This window comes from Pseudomonas sp. NPDC088444, from assembly GCF_044900175.1.
Lineage (GTDB): Bacteria > Pseudomonadota > Gammaproteobacteria > Pseudomonadales > Pseudomonadaceae > Aquipseudomonas.
This window is the reverse complement of record NZ_JBJDNK010000010.1, coordinates 261,098-276,001: the sequence shown is the minus strand read 5'-3', so window position 1 is coordinate 276,001 and position 14,904 is coordinate 261,098. Positions and strand designations below refer to the sequence as shown.

General features: G+C 59.4%; 14 protein-coding genes. 3 read left to right on the top strand and 11 right to left on the bottom strand.

Annotated elements, in window-relative coordinates; genetic code table 11:
* Positions 1–150: 150 nt before the first annotated feature.
* From tsaB to ppc, 3 genes are all read right to left on the bottom strand, one after another.
* Positions 151–825 carry a tRNA (adenosine(37)-N6)-threonylcarbamoyltransferase complex dimerization subunit type 1 TsaB gene (gene tsaB / locus ACI2KB_RS20875; RefSeq protein ID WP_404637458.1) on the bottom strand — a complete coding sequence of 225 codons (675 nt, stop codon included), beginning with the start codon at positions 823–825 and terminating at the stop codon, positions 151–153.
* Positions 826–920: 95 nt separating this feature from the next.
* Positions 921–1,568, bottom strand: coding sequence for an adenylate kinase (gene adk / locus ACI2KB_RS20870; RefSeq protein WP_404637456.1), 648 nt, complete (start codon positions 1,566–1,568; stop codon positions 921–923).
* 285 nt (positions 1,569–1,853) lie between these two features.
* A complete protein-coding gene (gene ppc / locus ACI2KB_RS20865) occupies positions 1,854–4,490 on the bottom strand; it encodes a phosphoenolpyruvate carboxylase (RefSeq protein ID WP_404637454.1) in 2,637 nt (878 codons plus the stop codon).
* A gap of 234 nt (positions 4,491–4,724) precedes the next feature.
* Here ppc and ACI2KB_RS20860 point away from each other — a divergent pair, with 234 nt between their 5' ends.
* The 3 genes from ACI2KB_RS20860 to ACI2KB_RS20850 all read left to right on the top strand — a co-directional run bounded on the left by ACI2KB_RS20860 (position 4,725) and on the right by ACI2KB_RS20850 (position 6,608).
* The gene (locus tag ACI2KB_RS20860; RefSeq protein ID WP_404637452.1) at positions 4,725–5,069 is read left to right on the top strand and encodes a pilin assembly protein; all 345 of its coding nucleotides are present in this window, start codon (positions 4,725–4,727) and stop codon (positions 5,067–5,069) included.
* 282 nt (positions 5,070–5,351) lie between these two features.
* A complete protein-coding gene (locus ACI2KB_RS20855; RefSeq protein ID WP_404637450.1) occupies positions 5,352–5,777 on the top strand; it encodes a DUF4398 domain-containing protein in 426 nt (141 codons plus the stop codon).
* A gap of 48 nt (positions 5,778–5,825) precedes the next feature.
* A complete protein-coding gene (locus ACI2KB_RS20850) occupies positions 5,826–6,608 on the top strand; it encodes an OmpA family protein (protein ID WP_404637448.1) in 783 nt (260 codons plus the stop codon).
* A gap of 141 nt (positions 6,609–6,749) precedes the next feature.
* Here ACI2KB_RS20850 and ACI2KB_RS20845 read toward each other — a convergent pair whose 3' ends face one another.
* The 8 genes from ACI2KB_RS20845 to ACI2KB_RS20810 all read right to left on the bottom strand — a co-directional run bounded on the left by ACI2KB_RS20845 (position 6,750) and on the right by ACI2KB_RS20810 (position 14,886).
* The gene (locus ACI2KB_RS20845; RefSeq protein ID WP_404637446.1) at positions 6,750–7,076 is read right to left on the bottom strand and encodes a hypothetical protein; all 327 of its coding nucleotides are present in this window, start codon (positions 7,074–7,076) and stop codon (positions 6,750–6,752) included.
* Complete coding sequence (locus tag ACI2KB_RS20840) at positions 7,073–7,981, bottom strand: alpha/beta hydrolase (protein WP_404637444.1); 909 nt, start codon at positions 7,979–7,981, stop codon at positions 7,073–7,075. Before ACI2KB_RS20840 ends, ACI2KB_RS20845 begins: the two co-directional genes overlap by 4 nt.
* A 126-nt stretch (positions 7,982–8,107) precedes the next feature.
* Complete coding sequence (locus tag ACI2KB_RS20835; RefSeq protein ID WP_404637442.1) at positions 8,108–9,385, bottom strand: flavohemoglobin expression-modulating QEGLA motif protein; 1,278 nt, start codon at positions 9,383–9,385, stop codon at positions 8,108–8,110.
* A 27-nt stretch (positions 9,386–9,412) separates the two neighbouring features.
* A complete protein-coding gene (locus ACI2KB_RS20830; protein ID WP_404637440.1) occupies positions 9,413–9,970 on the bottom strand; it encodes a hypothetical protein in 558 nt (185 codons plus the stop codon).
* Positions 9,971–10,006: 36 nt separating this feature from the next.
* Positions 10,007–10,729, bottom strand: coding sequence for a TetR/AcrR family transcriptional regulator (locus ACI2KB_RS20825; RefSeq protein WP_404637564.1), 723 nt, complete (start codon positions 10,727–10,729; stop codon positions 10,007–10,009).
* A 131-nt stretch (positions 10,730–10,860) separates the two neighbouring features.
* Positions 10,861–12,363 (bottom strand): lysine--tRNA ligase, encoded by a 1,503-nt coding sequence (gene lysS / locus ACI2KB_RS20820; protein ID WP_404637438.1) that lies wholly within the window; start codon positions 12,361–12,363, stop codon positions 10,861–10,863.
* A 105-nt stretch (positions 12,364–12,468) separates the two neighbouring features.
* A protein-coding gene (gene prfB, locus ACI2KB_RS20815; protein ID WP_404637436.1) for a peptide chain release factor 2 occupies positions 12,469–13,564 on the bottom strand; the annotation gives its coding sequence in 2 pieces (ribosomal slippage) (positions 12,469–13,491 and positions 13,493–13,564; 1,095 coding nt in all).
* Between the two features lie 314 nt (positions 13,565–13,878).
* Positions 13,879–14,886 carry a diguanylate cyclase domain-containing protein gene (locus tag ACI2KB_RS20810; protein ID WP_404637434.1) on the bottom strand — a complete coding sequence of 336 codons (1,008 nt, stop codon included), beginning with the start codon at positions 14,884–14,886 and terminating at the stop codon, positions 13,879–13,881.
* Positions 14,887–14,904: the final 18 nt, after the last annotated feature.

Here is a 14,904-nt window from a genome sequence, read left to right as displayed (position 1 = left end):
GTCGCAGATTGCACGTATCTAGCGGTTGAATTCCTGTGGGAGCCGCCTTGGTGGCGAAAGCGGTGGATCAGTCGGACCAGACGGGACAGAAAGGCCGCATTCGCCAGCAAGCCGGCTCCCACAAGGGTATTCGCGATGGAACAGACCACGTCACCGCGCCTTGGGCGTGGCCACTTTGTCGCGCAGGTAAACCGGTTGCGCCTGATCGGCGACGATGGCTTCGCCGCGATGCCAGGCGAAAGTGCCTAGCGTGAGCAGATCCTGTGCGTGAGGCAGCAACGTGGCGTCCTGGCCGGACAGGTTGACGTGAATGCGCTCGCCGTACCCCCAACCGGTGCCCGCGCCGAACCACTCGCCCGACGCATCGTGCGGCAGTGCAGCACTTTCCGGTGGCATCACCGCTTCTGCGCCGATCAGCGTCATCTCGCCTGCCACTTCGCGATAGCAACCCCAATACACTTCATCCATCCGCGCATCGATGGCTGCCGCCACCTGCGTGGCGCCCTGCTCACGAAAGGCACGTTGCGCCAATGCCGCGAGGTTGGAAACCGGTAATACCGGGCGATCCAGGCCGAACGCCAGCCCCTGAACCACACCAATGGCAATACGCACGCCGGTGAAAGCACCCGGACCACGACCAAATGCAATGGCGTCCAGCGCCGACAGACCAATCCCCGCCTCGGCCAGCAGGTCCTTGATCATCGGCAGCAGCTTTTGAGCGTGCAGACGCGGGATCACCTCGTAGTGAGTCAGCACTTTGCCGTCGTGCAGCAAAGCGACTGAGCAGGCTTCAGTGGCGGTGTCCAGGGCCAGCAAGGTGGTCATCGTGGGGTTCCGTGAGTGAGGGGGAGTACGAAAAGTGCCGCATTATAAACAACAACGGCCCGCAATCGGGCCGTTGTTCACTGCGCCATGAAGGATCAGGCCAGTGCTGCTTCCACCTTGGCGGTGATGTCGGCTACCGAGCCAACGCCCGGAATGCTGCTGAACTTCGGCGTGCCGTCGTTCTCTTCGAGCTTTTTGTAGAACTCGACCAGAGGCTCGGTTTGCGCGTGGTAAACCGACAGGCGATGACGCACGGTTTCTTCAACGTCATCTTTACGCTGAACCAGATCTTCGCCGGTCTCGTCATCCTTGCCTTCAACCTTTGGCGGGTTGAACACGGTGTGATAAACACGGCCCGAACCTTCGTGTACACGACGACCAGAGATGCGTTTGACTATTTCTTCGTCATCCACCTTGATTTCAACCACGTGGTCGATCGAAAGGCCCGCATTCTTCAGGGCTTCAGCCTGAGGAATGGTGCGTGGGAAGCCGTCGAACAGGCAGCCATTGACGCAGTCTGGCTGCGACAGGCGATCTTTGATCAGGCCAATGATCAGGTCATCGGAAACCAGACCGCCCGCGTCCATGACGCTCTTGGCTTTCAGACCCAGTTCGGTGCCCGCCTTGACCGCTGCGCGCAGCATGTCGCCCGTGGAGATTTGCGGAATGCCGAATTTCTTGGTGATAAACGTTGCCTGAGTACCTTTACCGGCCCCGGGAGCTCCCAGCAGAATCACGCGCATTGTTGTGCTCCTCAATTTTTATAGAGATTTCGTCGGATTCGCCTGATTGGGGCCAATCGCTTTAAAGATTTACTGACCCAACGGCCAAAAGGCTGATCAAGATACACAGCCGATTCCTGCCGCACAAGACGCTAAAAGTCGCACCAACCGGGCGTAAACCGGTAGCCCGCCAACGATCGATACTTTCGGATGACCCGCCATAGCTGCACATTTACGCGCAGTGAACAGCCACCCGTAACCCGCGAGATGAAGGCTTTCGCCCCCATCCCTGCCAGAAAACGCCCTTCAGCCCGTGTTGCGCAAACCGGCGGCAATCCCCGCCACAGACACTAGCAGCGCCTGTACCAAAGGACTGTCCAGACTGGCCTCCTGCCGACGCGAGCGTGCCAGCAGCTCGGCCTGTAGCAGATGCAGAGGGTCCAGATAGGTGTTGCGCAAACTGATGAACTCCAGCGTTTCCGGGCTATGGGCCAACAGCTGCGACTGGCCGGTCAACCCCAGCACGACCTGACAAGCCTGCGACAATAGGTCGCGCAGATGTATACCAAGATGCAGCAGTGTCGGGTCAACCAGACGTTCGTCGTAGAGTTGTGCGATGTCGCTGTCGGCCTTGGCCAGCACCATCTCCAGCATGTCGATACGGGTGCGGAAAAACGGCCACTGCTCGCGCATCTGGCCAAGCAAATCGCCCTGCCCTCGCTTCAGTGCGTTGCTCAGCGCCTCCTCCCAGCCGAGCCACGCAGGCAACATCAGGCGCGTCTGAGTCCAGGCGAAAATCCACGGGATCGCCCGCAGACTTTCCACCCCACCCTCTCGACGTTTCGCCGGACGACTGCCCAATGGCAAGCGCCCCAGTTCCTGCTCTGGCGTCGCTTGACGGAAGTACTCGACGAACTCGGGATTTTCCCGCACCACCGCCCGGTAGGCCTTAACCCCATCTGCCGCCAGTTGATCCATCATTTGACGCCAGGCAGGCTCCGGCATCGGCGGAGGTTGCAGCGTGGCCTCCAGCACCGCAGCCAGGTAGAGGTTGAGGTTTTGCTCGGCAATGTCGGGCAAGCCGAACTTGAAGCGGATCATTTCGCCCTGTTCAGTGGTACGGAAACGCCCGGCCACCGAACCCGGCGGCTGCGACAGAATCGCCGCATGAGCCGGGCCGCCGCCACGCCCCACGGTGCCGCCACGACCATGAAACAACAGCAGCTCCACTTGTTGGGCGCGGCAAATTTCGACCAGTTTTTCCTGCGCCCGGTACTGCGCCCAGGCTGCCGCCGTGGTACCCGCGTCCTTGGCCGAATCGGAATAGCCGATCATGACTTCCTGTGGCCCGCTCAGACGTGCGCGATAGCCCGGCAGACTCAGCAGATGCTCGATCACAGGCCCTGCGTTATCCAGATCCGCCAGGGTTTCGAACAACGGCACCACGCGCATCGGCCGCTGCAACCCGGCTTCTTTCAATAGCAACTGTACGGCCAGGACGTCGGACGCAGCACCGGCCATGGAAATGACATAGGAACCCAGCGACGCGGCAGGCGCCGCCGCCACTTCGCGGCAGGTCGCCAACACTTCAGCAGTGTCGGCAGCGGGTTTGAAATGGGCGGGCAATAGCGGACGTTTGTTACTCAACTCACGCAGCAGAAACTCGATGCGCGCCTCTTCGTCCCACTCGTTGTAACGGCCCAGCCCCAGATAATCGGTGATTTCGGTCATTGCCGAACTGTGTCGCGTGGAGTCCTGGCGTACGTCGAGCTTGACCAGAAACAGGCCGAACGTGACGGCGCGACGCAAGCAATCGAGCAGCGGCCCGTCGGCGATCACGCCCATGCCGCATTCATGCAGCGACTGGAAACACAACTGCAACGGCTCCAGCAACTCGCGGTTGCTGTGCAACACGCCTTCTGGCTCGGGCTGAGTGACTTTGAGGGACGCGTGCGCCCAATTCCGGGTAGCGCGCAACCGCTCACGCAGTTGTTTAAGGACGCTGCGGTAAGGTTCGGCGCTGTCCCCCGCCACAGCCAAAAGCGCAGGGCTGGCTTGTTGCATCGACAGTTCAGCGGCCAGTTGATCGACGTCTCGCAAGTAGAGATCCGCGGCCATCCAGCGAGCCAATAGCAGCACTTCGCGGGTGACCGCTGCCGTTACGTTAGGGTTGCCATCACGATCCCCGCCCATCCACGAGGCAAAGCGAATCGGAGCCGCCTCAAGGGGCAAATGCAGGCCGGTTGCCGCGTGCAGCGCCTGATCGGCCTTGCGCAAATAATTGGGAATCGCCTGCCACAGCGAGTTCTCGATCACCGCAAAGCCCCATTTCGCTTCATCCACCGGGGTGGGACGCACGCGGCGAATCTCTTCGGTGTGCCAGGCTTCGGCGATCAGACGTTGCAAGCGCTCAGTGATCTGCTGGCGCTCCAGACGATTCAGATCGCGATGATCGAGGGCGGCGAGTTGCGCGGCGATGGCGTCGTATTTCTGGATGAGGGTACGTCGCGCCACTTCGGTCGGGTGCGCGGTCAGCACCAGTTCGATTTCCAGCTTGCCGAGTTGACGGGCCAGCGCGTCAGGCGACTGTCCGGACTGCTTCAAACGCTCCAGCAGTTCGGGCAACACGCGAGACTCGAACGGCTGAGGCGTGCTGTCGTCGCGACGATGAATGAGTTGGTATTGCTCGGCGATGTTCGCCAGATTCAAGAACTGATTGAAGGCCCTCGCCACCGGCAGCAGCTCGTCTTCCCTCAGGCTTTCCAAGTTGGAACTCAGTTGCTCGGTGCCCTGCGCCGAACCGTGACGCCCGGCCTTGGCACTCTTGCGAATGCGTTCGATCTTTTCGAGAAAATCAGCCCCGTGCTGATCACGAATGGTGTTGCCCAACAACTCACCCAGCAGGTGAACGTCTTCGCGCAAGCGTGCATCGATATCAGCCATCCAGCGTTCTCCTTTAGCGCTTTTTTGTTGTTCTGCCTTGAGTCTGCGATCAGCCGAAACTGAACGTCCTCACCTGTTTTGCCTCTATCTCTGTGTATAGAGCGACAAATTCATGCATCGACGCAACCCTTGGCGTCGCATCCGCCCGAAGCAGACTAGTCTGAACGACGGGCCTCATGAGGGTCCGAAAATCCGCCTTGACCCGCCATCACGCGGGTCTGTGAAGAGGTCTCTATGAAAATTCGTGAGCTCGCAAGACAGTGGGAAGACTCGGCAAAAGGCCGTCTGACTAAAACCGGCTACGCGGTGCATCTGGACATCGAAGCGGCGGCCCGCCTGGCCGCGCTCGCCGAAATGTACCCCAAGCGCTCCCCCGAAGAGCTGATGGGCGAGTTGCTCGGCGCCGCGCTGGAAGAGCTCGAAGCCAGTTTTCCGTATATCAAGGGCCAGCATGTGGTAGCCACTGACGAGGAAGGCGATCCGCTGTATGAGGACGTCGGCCCGACGCCACGCTTCCTCGCGCTGTCCCGTCGTCATTTGCAGGATTTGTCCGATCAGAAGGACAGCTCTCAGCACTGATAACGACGTCGTTTTTTGAACATCGAATCATCCCGCACCGGCCTGGGAAACCGGGTATGGCGTGGGATTTTTTGTGTCAATTTTCAAGCGTCATATTTACAACGCGTAACAAAAGACGCGCTCTTGAGAAGCAAAACGTCTGAACTATTCAAAAAACGCGCAGGTCCGAGCAGTTAGCCATTACAGAAAAAGCCGACCAATGGCAGCGGGTTTCCATGCGTTTATCGCCCCCCCGCCAGGCCTAAAACTGAAATGGATCCTCTCGTTTTCAGGAGTTAAAAAATGGAGTTGACCATGATGAACACCCGCACTGCCAACGCCTCATCCAAGGGTCTGCGCGGACTGAAACTGGCTGCGTTGGTGCTGGGCACCAGCGTGCTGCTCGCCGGTTGCGCGGGCAAGCCGCCCAGTGAGCAATACGCCGTGACCCAATCGGCGGTGAATGCTGCTGTGACCGCGGGTGCGACTGAGTATGCACCGGTCGAAATGAAGTCGGCTCAGGACAAGTTCAAGCAATCCGAGCTGGCCATGCAGGAAAAGAAATACGACGAAGCCCGTAAATACGCCGAGCAGGCCGAATGGGACGCCCGCGTCGCCGAACGCAAGGCTCAGGCAGCCAAGGCACAGAAGGCAGTGCAGGACGCGCGTCAGGGCGTCAATGAACTGCGTGAAGAAGGCCTGCGTCAGGTTCAGCCGGTCAGCCAGTAACCCTTCGCATTTCATGCATTGCCATTGGATTTAAAGGACGAAATTATTATGCGTAAACAAGTACTCATCCCTGCCCTGTTGGCCGTTAGCGTTGGTCTGGCTGCCTGTTCTTCGGCGCCTAACGTCAACCTGGAACAAGCTCGTACCAACTACTCCGCACTGCAAAGCAACCCGAAATCGACTGAATTGGCCGCACTGGAAACCAAAGACGCCAGCGAGTGGCTGGACAAGGCGGATGCCGCCTACCGCAACCACGAAGACGAAAAGAAAGTCGATCAACTCGCGTATCTGACCAACCAGCGCGTGGAGCTGGCGAAGCAGACCATTAATCTGAAGACCGCTGAAAACGATCTGAAAAACGCCTCGGCCCAACGTGCTCAAGCGCGTCTGGACGCTCGCGATGCGCAGATCAAGGCCCTGCAAAACAGCCTGAACGCCAAGCAGACCGAACGCGGTACGCTGGTGACCTTTGGTGACGTGCTGTTCGACCTGAACAAATCCGAGCTGAAATCGGCCGGTCTGGTCAACGTCAACAAGCTGGCCCAGTTCCTTCAGGAAAACCCGGACCGTAAGGTGATCGTCGAAGGCTATACCGACAGCACCGGTTCCGACAGCTATAACCAGTCGCTGTCCGAGCGTCGCGCCAACTCGGTGCGCATGGCGCTGGTGAAAATGGGCGTGAGCATGGACCGCGTGGTCGCTCAAGGTTATGGCAAGGAGTACCCGGTAGCCGATAATAGCAGCAACTCGGGCCGCGCCATGAACCGTCGTGTGGAAGTGACCATTTCCAACGACAACCAGCCGGTTGCACCGCGTTCTTCGATTCAGTGATCGGTTAGCGCTGCATCTAAAAGCCCCGCTTGGCATTGCACCCAGGCGGGGCTTTTTTGTGGATGCGGACTCAGCACGTTGCCCGAACGTCCAAGAGATGCAAATCCTGTGGGAGTGACCACTTAAAGTGAATGGTATCCCTCACTGCACCTGCTGCGGCGTCTGTTGCCCCATGCAACGCACGGCTTGCTTACGGTCATTGACCAACACGCCGGTCAAACCTTTTTGTTCGGTGTCGAACAACACCAGCACTCCCTCGATGCACTGCGCGACTTGCGGCGCAGGCTCCAACGCCACTTTGTAATCCTCACCGGGAACCGTCTTGAGCATGGTGAACTGGCTCAATTCCAGTGCGTCCTCCGGTTTGGCGAAATGCAGGTAGCCGTAGTACCACAACACCCCCACGGTGCCGAAAATGCAGGCGATGCCCGTAAGGATTTGCGGGATAACGTTACGCTCATCGGTCATTGCGGATTCTCTGCCTTCTTGCCCGCATCAGGGTCGGGATAATTCGGAATTTCGGCCAGACGTCGCAGGCCATTGAAGTGCTGCGGATCGTCCAGATAACGCACCATGACTTCACGCCAGGTCGGGTCGCCGAATGTTTGCACATGAGGGCCGCGGGTCAGTTGCAAGACGCGGGGCGGCGGCGCGGACTGGTACAGACGGATGCCGTTGTACAGCGGCACTTGGCTGTCATCCAGGCTCTGGAACAACAGCATCGGCGTGCCCTTCAATTGCGCGATGCCGTTGATGGCGCTGTCGCTGTCGGGGATCACCCAGGATAGAGGCCGCTTGAACGCCCACGTCAGCCAGGACGTGCTCAAGGTGTAACGGGCGACTTCCCGGTAACTGGCGGGCACGCCGTCGAGCACCAGCGCTTTGATACGCGAACGCTGCTGCGGATGCTCAGCGAGATAGTGCACACCCAGCGCGCCGCCGATGCTTTGCCCCAGCACCACTAACGGTTTGCCCTGTACGTCGGGCGCGTTGTTCAGCCACTCGAAGGCAGCGTCGATATCCTGATACACCGCAGGCAGGCTGGGGTCGCCTTGGGAGTGGCCATAGCCGCGGTAGTCCAGCAGCAACACTTGATAGCCTTGTTCGGGCAGCCATGCACTGCCGCTCAAATGCCAGGCCATGTTGCCGCCGTTGCCATGCAGGTGTAGCACCGTGCCTTTGAGCGGAACACCCTGTTTGGCCGGCAGAAACCAGGCGTTGAGCCGGGTGCCGTCGGTCGCGGTGAGAGTGACGTCGCGCCAGGCGAGCTGGGCCGCTTTCGGAGTCAACGGCACCTCGCGTTCAGGGTAGAACAGCAGTTGGCTGCAGCCGGTGAGGCAGAGCAGCAGGAGCAGCGAGGTGAGCAGCTTCACGCAGTGTCCTTTTATTGTCTGGATACCCCCTGGAGCAGCACGGCTTGCCGGCGGTGGCGATGTTGATGACGCCACCGCCGGCAAGCCGGACTGCTACAGAATGGGTGAGTGTTCGCTGGGTGGGTATCAAAGGATATTCGAATAATCCGCCTCGATCCGGTCCAGGCTCAAATGGTTGAGGAAGTTGGAGAAGCACATCCACGCCGAGAGCGCGTTCATGTCGCGGAACTGATCGGGCAAGTACTTGGGTGGCACAACCAAACCTTCGTCCACCAACTGCCGCAAGGTGCGCATGTCTTCCAGAGTGGTCTTGCCGCAGAACAGCAGCGGCACTTGCTCCAACTTGCCCTTCCTCACGGCCAACTGGATGTAGTTGTAAACCATGATGAAGCCCTTTAGGTAGGACAGATCCTTGGTGAACGGCAGACCGTTCGGCACCGAACCGCGGAAAACGCGGCTGGCATTGCCGTAACTTTCCGGCATCCCGAAGCCTTGCTCACGGTAGAAGTCGAACACCTGAAGGAAATCAGCGCCCTCCTCGGCCATGTGAATCGCGCGGGTGCGGTTGGTGAGTTTGCGCAGACGGCTGGGATAGGAAGCGAAGCCGATCACTTCCATCAAGATCGCCAGGCCTTCCTGAGTGATAGTCGACGAGGGCGGGCCTTTGGCCAGAAAGGTGCAGATCGGCTGATTCAAACCGTTCAACGTCGTGCCCACGTGCACCAACCCTTCGTGGACTTCCAGCGCACGCACGTCACGCTCGTTGAACATCGCATCACTGCGAATCTTGATGTAGTCCGCGCCCGCTGCCGCGTCAGCGACGATGCCGTCGGACTCGAACACGCGGATGGTCTCTTCCGCCTCGCCAAAGGTCCGGTTCAGGCGGCTTTGCAGCATCGCCACGGCGTCCTTGGCATTGAGGGTTTTCGGCTCGTCCTTGAGATCGCCTCGGCCTGCGATGTTATTCAGGTAATCAGAGAGCATCAGCCCAAGGTCGGACAGCGTTGGGTCTCCGGCATGAAACGCGTCCGATGCCGCGCCATAAAGCTCTTGCGAAATCAGCCCGAAATCCGGCGTACCCCGCGCTTCGAGCATGCGAATGACCATCCGGTATTCCTTGCACATGCGGCGCATGATCTGCCCGACCGGGTTGAACTGTCCCAGTTGTCGGGTGATGTCCCGTTCGATGTTCTGGAATTCCACCTTCAGCGCGCCTGAATCAAAACCCAGCGGGCGATTTTCGTAGTACGCCCGATCGATTTCCGGAAGCTCCTTGCCCTTGGCCGCCAGGAAACGCTTGCGAATGCTCTCGTCCCATTTCACGGCGTCAAGGACACGAATCGGCGTCTGGGCCAACACGATACGATCGGACAACGTGCGTATGGTCTGCTGGTATTCGTCCACCCGGTACTCCTGTGATTGATTCGCGCGCTATTGGGTCATGCGCTGGTATTTGGCCGCTGAAAGAAACACGTCGGAATTGGCGCTGTCATCCAGATAGGCAAAAACCTTGTCCATGGACGTGGTGATCAACACGCCGTCACCTTTTTCGGTGTCGGTGGGCTGGCCTTCGAACACCTTCTGATCGACCAATTGCTGCATGCGTTCCAGATCCAGATCGTAGATCAGCAGTTCATCGGCACCGTTGTCGTTGTCGATCAGCTCGAAACCGGCGATCACGTAGTGGGCGCCGTACTTCTCGGGCAACGCCGCCGACACGTACCAGCGGCTACCGTGCCGTGACACGGTGAACGCGTATTCGTCACGGTTTTTGCGGTCGCCCTTGCGATAGCTGACGGCCTTATACTGATCCGTCCCGGCGCGGCTGATTTCCAGTTCCAGCGGCTCGCCCCAGGCATTTTTGCTGGTCCAGGTGCCGAGCAGTTTCGGCGGCGCAGTGTCGCGGGTCGGGATCGGGTCGTTGAACGTCACCAGGCACCCACTCAACAGCGCGAACGACAGGGCGAGCAAGACGTTCCAGACTTTCATCACGTTCTCCTGAAACTCGCCCCGAGTGAAAAGTGTTCAAGCTGCCATGGGTTTGGCAGTGCCCAGCACCAGATGCATCTGGCGGGTAAGAATAGCGAGCATTTCGTCGTCTGCGTCGGGCTTTGGCCCTTCCAGCAGGCCCTGATATTCCATCCGGCCGATCACACCCGTCAACACTTGGGCATCCACATGAGGCTGGCTAGAGCCCATCACCTCCAGAAACTGGGCACTTCCCTGCAACAGAATTTCCTGGTGAGCGGTCACCAGCGATGCCAGGCGCGGGTTGATCAGCGCTTCGAGACGGAAGGCATGTTCGGCGATCAACTGATCGCGACGGGTTTGCAATTGATGACGCACATACTCCATGGTCATGCGGGCGATCTCGTCGGCCAGGCGTGCGCGCGCCTGAGTACTGCCATCGTTACGCGACACCATTTCCCGCAGCAGCGCTTCGGTGTTGGTCCATAGCTTGGCCATGTAGGCGGCGCTGCGCTCCACGTATTGGGCGAAGGCATCGGTGAGCAGGTCATCGATGTCTTTGAAGTAGTAGGTAGTGGCTGACAAGGGTACCTGCGCTTCGGCAGCCACGGCGCGGTGGCGCACTGCGCGCACGCCGTCGCGGATGACGATGCGCATGGCCGCGTCGAGGATCTGCTGTCGACGCTGCTCACTCCCCTGCCGACTGGCCTTGCGGCCCTGGTACTGAACACTCTGCGCGACGGCCGTAGCCAGGCCAGCGGCTCCCTTTTGAGCGGTCATGCGATTCACGACGGGTTTTCCTTTTTCAGTCATTGAAGCGGAACGACACAATTCCTGTAGGAGCGTGGTCAGTATTCCGATAAAACAGGCAAAAAAAAGCCGCCCTGCTCAGGCGGCTTGTTTTTTGATGCTTACGCCTGTGGCCGCATGTGCGGGAACAGGATCACGTCGCGAATAGACGGCGAGTTGGTCAGCAGCATCACCAAGCGGTCGATACCGATGCCTTCGCCCGCCGTTGGCGGCATGCCGTATTCCAGAGCACGGACGAAGTCAGCATCGTAATGCATGGCCTCGTCATCACCGGCGTCCTTGTCAGCCACCTGTTGCATGAAGCGCTCAGCCTGGTCTTCCGCGTCGTTCAACTCGGAGTAGGCGTTAGCGATTTCCCGGCCACCGATAAACAGCTCGAAACGGTCGGTCACGCTTGGATCATCGTCGCTGCGACGGGCCAGTGGCGACACTTCGAACGGGTAACGGGTGATGAAGTGCGGCTGCTCCAGCTTGTGCTCGACCAGTTCTTCGAAAATCATCACTTGCAGTTTGCCCAGACCTTCGAAGCCCAGCACTTTGGCACCGGCCTTTTTGGCGATAGCGCGGGCCTTGTCGATGTCGTTCAGATCGTCAGCAGTGATGTCCGGGTTGTATTTCAGGATCGAATCGAACACCGACAGGCGCACGAACGGCTCACCGAAGTGGAACACCTTGTCGCCGTACGGCACGTCGGTGCTGCCCAGCACCAGTTGCGCCAGCTCGCGGAACAACTCTTCGGTCAGGTCCATGTTGTCTTCGTAATCGGCGTAGGCCTGGTAGAACTCCAACATGGTGAATTCAGGGTTGTGACGGGTCGAAACGCCTTCGTTACGGAAGTTGCGGTTGATTTCGAACACTTTCTCGAAGCCGCCTACCACCAGGCGCTTGAGGTACAGCTCCGGCGCGATGCGCAGGAACATGGCCATGTCCAGGGCGTTGTGGTGAGTTTCGAACGGCTTGGCCGCGGCGCCTCCAGGAATGGTCTGCAGCATTGGGGTTTCGACTTCGAGGAAGTCGCGCTTCATCAGGAAGCTGCGGATGTAGGCAATCACTTGCGAACGCACACGGAAGGTCTCGCGCACTTCTTCGTTGACCATAAGGTCGACGTAGCGCTGGCGATAACGCTGCTCGGTGTCAGTCAGACCGTGGTGTTTGTCGGGCAGCGGACGCAGGGATTTGGTCAGCAGGCGCACACTGGTCATTTCAACGTACAGGTCGCCCTTACCGGAACGGGCCAGAGTGCCTTCAGCGGCGATGATGTCGCCCATGTCCCAAGTCTTGACCGCAGCCAGAGTTTCTTCCGACAGGGTCTTGCGGTTAACGTAGACCTGAATGCGGCCGGTCATGTCCTGGATCACCATGAACGAGCCACGGTTGAGCATGATGCGACCTGCAACCTTGACCGGAATCGCTGCCTCAGCCAGTTCTTCCTTGGTCTTGTCCACGTACTGTTTCTGCAGGTCATTGCAGTAGTTATCGCGGCGGAAGTCGTTCGGGAAGGCGTTGCCCTTGGCGCGCTCGGCAGCAAGCTTTTCCTTGCGCAGGGCGATCAGGGTGTTTTCTTCCTGTTGCTGGGCTTGCGGGTCGAGTTGTTGGTCGCTCATGTCTTCAGTTTTTCCATCACAGGTTCGTTGCTTCTTGCCATCGGCAAGGGATCGCGGGCCGGTCGCTTGTTGGCATGCGCCGTGCCCACAACGGGAGTTTCGCGATTACAGGCCCTGCTTGAGGCTAGCTTCCAGGTAACCGTCGAGGTCGCCGTCCAGCACCTTGTTGCAGTCGCTGCGTTCAACGCCGGTACGCAGGTCCTTGATGCGCGAGTCATCGAGCACGTACGAACGGATCTGGTGACCCCAACCGATGTCGGACTTGCTGTCTTCCAGCGCTTGGGACGCGGCGTTGCGCTTCTGCATTTCCAGCTCGTACAACTTGGCCCGCAGCATTTTCATGGCGGTGTCCTTGTTCGCGTGCTGGGAACGTTCGTTCTGGCAACTGACCACGGTGTTGGTCGGTACGTGGGTGATACGGACCGCCGAGTCGGTGGTGTTAACGTGCTGACCACCGGCACCGGACGAACGATAGGTGTCGATGCGCAGGTCTGACGGGTTGATGTCGATTTCGACCTTGTCGTCGATCTCTGGCGAAACGAAGACCGCCGAGAACGAGGTGTGGCGACGCGCGCCGGAGTCGAACGGGCTCTTGCGCACCAGACGGTGTACACCGATCTCGGTACGCAGCCAGCCGAAAGCGTATTCGCCCTTGATGTGAACGGTCGCGCCCTTGATGCCTGCGACTTCGCCCTCGGACAGTTCCATGATGGTGGCGTCGAAACCACGCTTGTCGGCCCAGCGCAGGTACATGCGCAGCAGGATGTTCGCCCAGTCCTGCGCTTCGGTGCCGCCGGAACCGGCCTGGATGTCCAGGTAGGCGTTGTTCATGTCCATCTCGCCGCTGAACATGCGACGGAATTCGAGCTTGGCCAGGGATTCTTCCAGACCCTCAAGCAACTCGACGACGTCATTGACGGCGCCTTCGTCGTTTTCTTCGACAGCCATGTCGAGCAACTCGCGGGAATCGGTCAGGCCGCTGGACATTTCGTCCAGAGTGTCGACGATCTGCGCCAGCATGGCGCGCTCGCGGCCCAGTGCCTGGGCGTACTCGGGTTTGTTCCAGACGTTCGGGTCTTCCAGCTCGCGGTTGACTTCGATCAGACGATCACTCTTGTGATCGTAGTCAAAGATACCCCCGAATGGACTGGGAGCGTTCGGTCAGGTCCTTGATGGTGTTCAGGATCGGGTTGATTTCCATGGTCGTCAGGACTCGCAGGCGAATTTCACAAAGCCCGCGAGTATACCTGAGCCGATGGCGCGATGGCAGTCCATTGGGCAGCGGTTGGCGATTGGTCCGACTTGATCAATGCGTAATCGTTGTGGGAGCCGCCTTGGTGCGGGCGGCGTTCCGACGAATGCGGCTGGTCCGGCGCAGATTTATTGTCTGAACCACCGCACCGATACCAAGCCTTCTGGTCGACGCCGAACCTGTGGGAGCCGCCTTGGTGGCGAAAGCGGTTGAGCAGCCACCATAGAATCTCCCACAGAATCGCCGCACAGCACCAAAATCGGTTACCCGCCCACCACCACCTGATTGCGTCCATTGTGCTTGGCCGCGTACAGCCCTTGGTCCGCGCTCTGAATCAACTGGCGGCTGTGGCTACCCACCGGCGGGATGATCGTCGCCAGGCCGATGCTGACCGTCAGGTGCGAGCCTTCGGTCGGCGCGATGTGCGGGATCTTCATGCCTTCCACGGTCTGGCGCAGCTTTTCCGCCAGCAGACGCGCGCCGCCCGGCGAGGTGTTCGGCAACACCAGCGCAAACTCTTCACCACCATAACGGGCAGGCAGATCGGATGGGCGGCTGCAACTGGCGCGAATGGCCTTGGCCACCTGGCGCAGGGCTTCATCACCCTCAAGATGGCCGAAATTGTCGTTATACGCCTTGAAGTAGTCGACATCGATCATCATCAGCGACAACTGGGTCTGCTCGCGGATCGCCCGCCGCCACTCCAGTTCCAGGTACTCGTCGAAGTGCCGACGGTTCGAAAGGCCGGTCAGGCCGTCAGAGTTCATCAGGCGTTGCAGTACCAGGTTGGTGTCCAGCAACTGCTGCTGGCTGACGCGCAAGGCGCGGTAGGCCTCATCACGCTGCAACAGCGTCATGTAGGACCGCGAGTGGTAACGGATGCGCGCCACCAACTCGATGTTGTCCGGCAACTTGACCAGATAATCGTTGGCACCCGCTGCGAACGCGGCGCTCTTGATCAACGGGTCTTCCTTGGTCGACAGCACGATGATCGGGATGTCCCGTGTCATCGGGTTGTTGCGGTATTCACGTACCAGCGTCAGGCCATCCAGCCCCGGCATGACCAGGTCTTGCAGGATGACGGTCGGCTTGATCTGGATCGCCTGTGCGATGGCCTGATGAGGGTCGGCGCAGAAGTGGAAATCAATGTTTTCCTCATTCGCCAGCCCACGCCGGACTGCTTCGCCGATCATCGCCTGATCGTCGACCAGCAACACCATGGCAGCGTTTTCGTCCGTGGTGTCTAACTCGTCCAGCTGCAAATCATGCATTCAGGGTCTCCTGGTCAC

What these genes read in the sequence shown, in the direction of transcription:
- tsaB (WP_404637458.1), bottom strand. Translation starts at nt 825, where the DNA reads ATGACCACCTTGCTGGCCCTGGACACCGCCACTGAAGCCTGCTCAGTC.
- ACI2KB_RS20830 (WP_404637440.1), bottom strand. Translation starts at nt 9,970, where the DNA reads ATGAAAGTCTGGAACGTCTTGCTCGCCCTGTCGTTCGCGCTGTTGAGT.
- ACI2KB_RS20860 (WP_404637452.1), top strand. Translation starts at nt 4,725, where the DNA reads ATGAAAATTCGTGAGCTCGCAAGACAGTGGGAAGACTCGGCAAAAGGC.
- adk (WP_404637456.1), bottom strand. Translation starts at nt 1,568, where the DNA reads ATGCGCGTGATTCTGCTGGGAGCTCCCGGGGCCGGTAAAGGTACTCAG.
- ACI2KB_RS20850 (WP_404637448.1), top strand. Translation starts at nt 5,826, where the DNA reads ATGCGTAAACAAGTACTCATCCCTGCCCTGTTGGCCGTTAGCGTTGGT.
- ACI2KB_RS20845 (WP_404637446.1), bottom strand. Translation starts at nt 7,076, where the DNA reads ATGACCGATGAGCGTAACGTTATCCCGCAAATCCTTACGGGCATCGCC.
- ACI2KB_RS20810 (WP_404637434.1), bottom strand. Translation starts at nt 14,886, where the DNA reads ATGCATGATTTGCAGCTGGACGAGTTAGACACCACGGACGAAAACGCT.
- ACI2KB_RS20825 (WP_404637564.1), bottom strand. Translation starts at nt 10,729, where the DNA reads ATGACCGCTCAAAAGGGAGCCGCTGGCCTGGCTACGGCCGTCGCGCAG.
- lysS (WP_404637438.1), bottom strand. Translation starts at nt 12,363, where the DNA reads ATGAGCGACCAACAACTCGACCCGCAAGCCCAGCAACAGGAAGAAAAC.
- ACI2KB_RS20855 (WP_404637450.1), top strand. Translation starts at nt 5,352, where the DNA reads ATGGAGTTGACCATGATGAACACCCGCACTGCCAACGCCTCATCCAAG.
- ppc (WP_404637454.1), bottom strand. Translation starts at nt 4,490, where the DNA reads ATGGCTGATATCGATGCACGCTTGCGCGAAGACGTTCACCTGCTGGGT.